A 6794-nucleotide genomic window follows, 5' to 3' on the forward strand; every position below is an offset into this window, starting at 1 on the left:
GCCTCACACGTCCAGTTGGTCCGCCACCGCCCGGAGCAGCCCGGCGATTTTCGCGCCCGACGCCTTGTCGGGGTAGCGGCCCTTCTCCAGCATCGGCGTGATGTTCTCCAGGAGCGTCGTCAAGTCCTGGACGATCGACGCCAGTTCGTCCGGTTTGCGCCGCTGCGCGGCGGCGACGGACGGCGTCGGGTCGAGAATCGTCACCGACAGGGCCTGGTCACCGCGCTGACCGGCGACGACGCCGAACTCGACGCGCTGACCGGGCTTGAGTGTGTCGACACCTGCGGGCAGTACGGAGGAGTGCACGAAGACGTCGCCGCCATCATCGCGGGAGAGAAAGCCGAAGCCCTTCTCGCTGTTGAACCACTTGACCTTGCCGGTAGGCACCTGAAGTCCTCGTCCTCGTACTTTGTCGTTGAACGCGTCTATGCCGCGGAAAACGGCTCTGGATAGCACTACAGCGGGTCGCCCGACCCGCCGGCACCAAGACTATTGGTCCGGGGGCCGGTGACAAGACGTCCCTGGATTCTTCCTTCGCGCTGGGAACTACCCTGGTGGGGTGCGTGACAAAACCCAAACGAATTCCGCCGGACCGGGCGATGGCCTGGTCCGCGCCGGCGCAATCGTTTTCTTCGTCGGAGCCGTGGCCACTCTGGTCACGGTGGCCCCACTGTTCCTCGGCACCGACCCGTTCCCGTCCATCGCGTACGCGGTGTGCATGCTGATGGGCGTCGGCTTCGTCATCGCCGTGGCGGGAGTGCTGCGCGGTATCGCCGTGCAGCGCCGCCAGGCCAGATCCGCGGCTACTTAACGGCTCCCGCGACGTACGAGTCGAGCCAGGCGGGGAACCGCGTCAGGTCGGTCAGCACGACGTCCGCGCCCGCCGCGCGCAGTTCCGCTGCGTCGCACGGCCCGGTCGCCACCGCGACGGAGAGCGCGTCCGCCGTACGCGCGCCGCGTACATCGCCGATGTGGTCACCGACGTACACCGCCGCGTCGTGCTCGCGCAGCGCCACCGCCTTCGCCTCGGCCCACAGCCAGCCGATCACTGCGTCCGCGTCGATGCCCAGGTGCGCCAGGTGGAGCTTGGCGTTCGGCTCGTGCTTGGCGGTCACCACGATCGCCCGGCCGCCGTGCGCGCGCACGGCCGCCACCGCCTCGCGGGCGCCGGGCATCGCGAGCGAGGGGGCGATGGCGTATGTGGGATAGATCTCACGGTAGCGATCACCCATCACCTGGATCTGCTCCTCGGGGAACCAGTGGCGCAACTCCTGCTCCAGGGGCGGGCCGAGCCGGTTGATCGCGAGATCGGCGTCTATGTACGTTCCGGTCTCGGCGGACAGAGCCAGGAAGGCCGCCTTGATGCCGGGTCGGGAGTCGATCAGTGTCATGTCGAGGTCGAAGCCGACCGTGAGAGCGCGTGAGGTCCGTGAGGTCATGGAGCCATTGTGCAGAGGTCCGGCTCCCGGGTGACCTGCGCCGGGGTGGCCTTAGGCTTAGCCAAGCCTTACCGAACCTCCCCGCTCAGCCTCCACCGATCCGAAACGAGCTCAGTCGATGCGTGTGCCAGCCAGACACGCCGTCGCGATGACGGCGGCCGTCGTGGCCCTGCTGCTCGCGGTCCTGCTCAGCCTCTCCGTCGGCGCCCGCGCCATCGCGCCGTCGGCCGTCATCGACGCCCTGCTGCACGGCGGGCACAGCGACGCCGCCGAAGTCGTCCGCGAGATGCGGGTGCCGCGCACGCTCATCGGCCTGATGGTCGGCGCCGCGCTCGCCCTCGCGGGCACGGTGCTCCAGGGCATCACCCGCAACCCCATCGCCGACCCCGGCATCCTCGGCGTCAGCCAGGGCGCCTCGGTCGGTGTGGTCATGGCGATCGCGTTCGCGGGCGTGCACACGCTGACCGGATATGTCTGGTACGCCTTCGTCGGCGCGGGCATCGCGTCCGTCGCGGTGTACGCGATCGCCGCGAGCGGACGGGGCGGCGCGACCCCGGTGAAGCTCGCGCTCGGCGGCGCCGCGATCAACGCCCTGCTGGTCTCCGTGACCACCGGAATCCTCACCACCAAGGCCTCCGCGCTGGACGAGTTCCGCTTCTGGCAGGTGGGCTCGCTCTCCGGACGCGACGCGGAGATCGTCGGGCAGATCTGGCCGTTCCTGCTGGTGGGGCTCGTGCTCGTGCTGTCCGTGGCCCGGGGGCTCGACGCGCTCGCCCTGGGCGAGGACGTGGCCAAGGGGCTCGGGCAGAAGGTCGCGACCGTGCGGGTCGTCGGCGGGCTCGGGGCGACCGTCCTCACCGGGGCGGGGGTCGCGGCGGCTGGACCCATCGCGTTCATCGGCCTCGCCGTCCCGCACATCGCCCGCGCGATCGTGGGCAGCGGTCATCGCTGGGTGCTTCCCATGGCCGCTGTCCTCGGGCCCGTCATGCTGCTGGTCTCCGACACGGTGGGGCGGATCGTCTTCCCGCCGAGTGAGGTGCCTGCCGGGGTGATGACCGCGCTCATCGGGGTGCCGTTCCTGGTGACGCTGGTGCGCCGGAAGGCGGTGGCGGCGTGAGTCTCCTGCCCCCGCCCACCCGCCCGGCCGCCTCGCGGCGCGTCCAGCCCGCCGGGTACTCGGTGCTGCGGCTGCGGAAAGCCGCGTTCCTGCTGCACCGCAGGGCAGCCGTGGTCGCCGTACTGCTGACCCTGCTCCTGGCCGCCGGCTGCCTCGCGTACCTCTGCGTCGGCGAGTCCTTCGTCGCGCCCGCAGAAGTGCTGAAGGTCCTGACGGGGCAGCCCTCCCCCGACGAGCTTGTCGTCGGAACGCTGCGCGAACCCCGCATGGTCGTCGGCCTCCTCGTCGGCGCCGCCTTCGGGGTCGCGGGCGGGCTCATCCAGACCGTCGCCCGCAACCCGCTGGCCAGCCCCGACATCATCGGGATCAGTCAGGGCGCGAGCGCCCTGACGGTGGGAGCGATGACCCTCGGGGTCACCTCCGCCACCGTCCTGCCCTACCTCTCGGTGCTCGGCGGGGTGGCGGCCGCCGCCCTCGTGTACGTCTTCGCCTGGCGCGGTGGCCTGCACGCCACCCGTTTCGTGCTCATCGGCATCGGCTTCGCGATCGCTCTGCGCTCCGTCACCACCCTCTTCATGACCAAGGGCGACTATCTCGTCGCCCAGCAGGCGCAGATCTGGATGACGGGCTCCCTCAACGGCCGCGGCTGGGCGGAGGCCAGGCCGCTCGCCCTGACCCTGCTCTTCCTGCTCCCGTTCGTGTTCTGGGCCGCCCGCGCCCAGCGCTCGGTGACCATGGACGACGACACGGCGACCGCACTCGGGGTGCGCCTGGGACACGTACGCCTCGGTCTCGTGCTGCTCGGCGTCGTCCTCGCCTCCGTGGCGACCGGCGCCGCGGGACCCGTCGACTTCGTGGCGCTCCTCGCCCCGCAGATCGCCCGCCGTCTCACCCGTACCGCGCAGATCCCGCTGCTCTGCTCGGCGCTGCTCGGCGCGCTGATCATGGTTCTCGCGGACCTGCTCGCCCGGCGGCTCTTCTCGCCGACCGAGCTGCCGGTCGGCGTGCTCACGGCGGCCGTCGGAGCCCCGTACCTGATCTATCTGATCGTCCGCAGCCGTTCCGTCCGCAATGGAGGCACCTCGTGACCGCCGCCCGCCTCAGCGCCCGCGAGCTGACCCTCGCCTACGAGGACCGCGAGGTCGTGCACGAGCTCGATCTCTCCGTCCCCGACGGCGAGGTCACGGTCATCGTCGGCCCCAACGCGTGCGGAAAGTCGACCACCCTGCGCGCGCTCGGCCGCCTCCTCAAGCCCAAGAGCGGCGCGGTCCTGCTCGACGGCGAGGCGCTCGCCAAGCTGCCGACCAAGAAGATCGCCCAGCAGATCGGACTGCTCCCGCAGACACCTGTCGCGCCCGAGGCGATCACCGTCGCCGACCTCGTCGCACGCGGACGCCAGCCGCATCAGCACTGGTGGCAGCAGTGGTCCGACGAGGACGAGCGGGCCGTGACGGAGGCGATGGAACGTACCGACGTCGCCGCGCTCGCCGAACGGTCCGTGGACGAACTGTCGGGCGGTCAGCGCCAGCGGGTGTGGATCGCGATGGCCATCGCCCAGGAGACGGACATTCTGCTCCTGGACGAGCCGACGACATATCTCGACATCTCGCACCAGGTGGAAGTCCTCGACCTGGTACGGCAGTTGGCCGCACCGACGGCCGAGGGCGAACGCGGCCGGACGGTGGTCGTCGTGCTGCACGACCTCAACCAGGCCGCGCGGTACGCCGATCACCTCGTCGCCATGAAGCAGGGCCGCATCGTCGCCGAGGGCGCGCCGGCCGATGTCGTCACCGAGGACCTCGTGCGCGAGGTGTTCGGCCTGGAGTGTGTGGTGGTACCGGATCCGGTGACCGGGTCGCCCCTGGTCGTCCCCGGAGCTCCGTGGGCCGCCGAGTCCCGCCCCCAACCCTCGCCCGACCGATCCGGTCGATCCGACCGATCCGTTCGAAAGGTGGCCCACAAGCCATGACCACTGAGACCTCGCGGACCGCGAAGACCAGCTCCGCGCACCGCCGCCGCGCCCTCACGGCCGGGGCACTCGCCCTCAGCGGCGCGCTCGCGCTTTCCGCCTGCGGTTCGTCGGACTCCGACAAGAACGCCGACTCGGGCGCGGGCTCCGGTTCGGGCAAGACCCATGTCGTCAAGACCGCCATGGGCGATGTGTCGGTCCCCGTCGCCCCGAAGCGCGTCGTCGTCCTCGACACGGCCGAGCTGGACTCCGCGATCACGCTGGGCGTGAAACCGGTCGGCTCCACGCACGTCGAGGCGTCGACGGGCTTCCCCGGCTACCTGCCCAAGGACAAGGTCAGCGGCATCAAGGACGTCGGCGAGATGCTGAGCCCGAACATGGAGGCCATCGCGGCCCTCAGGCCGGACGTCATCCTCACGAGCAAGATCCGGCACGGCGCGAAGTACGAGCAGCTCAAGCAGATCGCGCCGACCGTGATGACGGAGAACACCGGCTACCCCTGGAAGGAGAACTTCCAGGTCCACGCCGCCGCGCTGGGCAAGAAGGCCGAGGCCCAGAAGATCGTCTCCGCCTACGACGCGCACGCCGAGAAGGTCACCACCGCCGTCGGCGGCCCGGCGAAGGCCAAGGCGACGGAGGTCAACGTCGTGCGCTTCGTGGAGGGCGCGGACATCCGCATCTACGGCGAGCAGACGTACATCGCCACGATCCTCAAGGACGTGGGCCTGGGCCGCCCGGCCGTCGCCGCCAAGGCCAAGGACGGCTTCTCGTACGACGTGTCGCCCGAGAAGATCGACCTCGCCGACGCGGACGTCATCTTCCGTTCCACGTACGGCGATCCGAAGAAGTCCAAGCAGACGCAGACCGTCGGCAGCAGCCTGTGGAAGAACATGGACGCGGTGAAGAAGGGCAACGTCCACACCGTCGACGACGAACTGTGGATCCAGGGCATCGGCTACACGGCGGCGAACAAGATCCTGGACGAGATGCAGAAGGATCTGACGGAGAAGTAGCCGCAGCGGACGAAGACGTACGAGGCGGCGCACTCCGACGTGGTGTCGGTGTACGCCGCCTTGGGGGGACGAGAGGACGAGTTGCGGGTGCGGCCCGCTTGATCATGTCGGCTACTTGGGGTCGTCGTTGAACTTCGAGGTCGACCAGAAGTAGCCGAGCACGGTCAGTCCCAGGCACCAGGCGATGGTGAGCCACCCGTTGTTGCCGATCTCGGTGCCGAGGAGGAGGCCGCGGAGGGTTTCGATGGCGGGAGTGAAGGGCTGGTACTCGGCGATCGGCTGGAACCAGCCCGGCATGGAGTCGACCGGCACGAAAGCGCTGGAGAAGAGCGGCAGCAGGATCATCGGCATGGCGTTGTTGCCGGCGGCCTCGGCGTTCGGGCTGACCAGGCCCATGCCGACGGCGACCCAGGTGAGCGCGGTGGCGAAGAGGACGAGCAGTCCGAACGCGGCCAGCCATTCCACGACGTTGGCGTCGGTGGAGCGGAAGCCGATGGCCACGCCGATGGCGCCCACGAGGACCACGCTGGCGACGGACTGAAGGACGCTGCCGACGACGTGCCCGATGAGTACGGAGCCGCGGTGGATGTTCATGGTGCGGAAGCGGGCGATGATGCCCTCGCTCATGTCGGTGGACACGGAGACCGCGGTGCCGACGACGGTGCCGCCGATGGTCATGAGCAGGATGCCGGGGACGATGTAGGCGATGTAGTCGGAGCGGTCGGCGCCGCCGCCGGCGATGCCCGCGCTCATCACGTCTCCGAAGAGGTAGACGAAGAGCAGGAGCAGCATGACCGGGGTGAGCAGCAGGTTCAGGGTGAGGGAGGGGTAGCGCCGGGCGTGCAGGAGGTTGCGGCGCAGCATCGTGTTCGAGTCGCGTACGGCGAGGGCGAGGGAGCTCATCGGGCGTTCTCCTTGGCCTTGTCGGTCTGGGCGGGGACGTTGGTCGGGCCGGTGAGGGCGAAGAAGACGTCGTCGAGGTCGGGGGTGTGGACGGTCAGTTCGTCGGCCTCGATGCCCGCGGAGTCCAGCCGGTCGAGGATGGAGCGCAGTTCGCGCTGTGTGCCGTCGCTGGGGAGCTGGAGGGTGAGGGCCTCGTCGTCGCGGGTCGCTTCGGTGAGGGTGCCGCTCGCGTGCCGGTAGGCGTCGGGGTCGGAGAAACGCAGGCGTACGTGGCCGCCGGGGATGAGTCGTTTGAGTTCTTCGGCGGTGCCTTCGGCGGCGATCTTGCCGTCGTTGAGTACGGCGATGCGGTC

Annotated in this window: 9 protein-coding genes; 5 read left to right on the top strand and 4 right to left on the bottom strand. The window is 69.8% G+C overall.

The window, feature by feature from the left end; genetic code table 11:
• Positions 1–3: 3 nt before the first annotated feature.
• Positions 4–387 (bottom strand): cold-shock protein, encoded by a 384-nt coding sequence (locus AB0I94_RS40650; protein WP_055701393.1) that lies wholly within the window; start codon positions 385–387, stop codon positions 4–6.
• Between the two features lie 172 nt (positions 388–559).
• Between AB0I94_RS40650 and AB0I94_RS40655 the strand changes: the two genes are divergently transcribed.
• A complete protein-coding gene (locus tag AB0I94_RS40655; RefSeq protein ID WP_363314852.1) occupies positions 560–811 on the top strand; it encodes a hypothetical protein in 252 nt (83 codons plus the stop codon).
• Here AB0I94_RS40655 and AB0I94_RS40660 read toward each other — a convergent pair.
• Positions 804–1439: an HAD hydrolase-like protein gene (locus AB0I94_RS40660; RefSeq protein ID WP_363314853.1), complete on the bottom strand. Its 636-nt coding sequence runs from the start codon at positions 1437–1439 to the stop codon at positions 804–806. The genes AB0I94_RS40655 and AB0I94_RS40660 overlap by 8 nt on opposite strands.
• Before the next feature lie 118 nt (positions 1440–1557).
• On the opposite strand from AB0I94_RS40660, the gene AB0I94_RS40665 reads away from it, so the two are divergent.
• Genes AB0I94_RS40665 through AB0I94_RS40680 form a run of 4 tightly spaced genes read left to right on the top strand, consistent with a single transcriptional unit; the run spans position 1558 to position 5538 of the window.
• Positions 1558–2556 carry an iron ABC transporter permease gene (locus tag AB0I94_RS40665; RefSeq protein WP_363314854.1) on the top strand — a complete coding sequence of 333 codons (999 nt, stop codon included), beginning with the start codon at positions 1558–1560 and terminating at the stop codon, positions 2554–2556.
• 5 nt (positions 2557–2561) lie between these two features.
• The gene (locus AB0I94_RS40670; protein ID WP_363314862.1) at positions 2562–3644 is read left to right on the top strand and encodes an iron ABC transporter permease; all 1083 of its coding nucleotides are present in this window, start codon (positions 2562–2564) and stop codon (positions 3642–3644) included.
• Complete coding sequence (locus AB0I94_RS40675) at positions 3641–4525, top strand: ABC transporter ATP-binding protein (RefSeq protein ID WP_363314855.1); 885 nt, start codon at positions 3641–3643, stop codon at positions 4523–4525. Before AB0I94_RS40670 ends, AB0I94_RS40675 begins: the two co-directional genes overlap by 4 nt.
• On the top strand, positions 4522–5538 hold the full coding sequence (locus tag AB0I94_RS40680; protein WP_363314856.1) for an iron-siderophore ABC transporter substrate-binding protein: 1017 nt from the start codon (positions 4522–4524) through the stop codon (positions 5536–5538). Before AB0I94_RS40675 ends, AB0I94_RS40680 begins: the two co-directional genes overlap by 4 nt.
• Before the next feature lie 111 nt (positions 5539–5649).
• Here the strand turns inward: AB0I94_RS40680 and AB0I94_RS40685 are convergent, their stop codons facing one another.
• Both AB0I94_RS40685 and AB0I94_RS40690 read right to left on the bottom strand, forming a co-directional pair.
• Positions 5650–6441, bottom strand: coding sequence for an ABC transporter permease (locus AB0I94_RS40685; RefSeq protein ID WP_363314857.1), 792 nt, complete (start codon positions 6439–6441; stop codon positions 5650–5652).
• The coding region (locus tag AB0I94_RS40690; protein WP_363314858.1) for a DUF4162 domain-containing protein at positions 6438–6794 on the bottom strand (357 nt) is incomplete at its 5' end. The genes AB0I94_RS40685 and AB0I94_RS40690, both read right to left, overlap by 4 nt.

This window comes from Streptomyces sp. NPDC050147, from assembly GCF_040660195.1.
GTDB lineage: Bacteria > Actinomycetota > Actinomycetes > Streptomycetales > Streptomycetaceae > Streptomyces.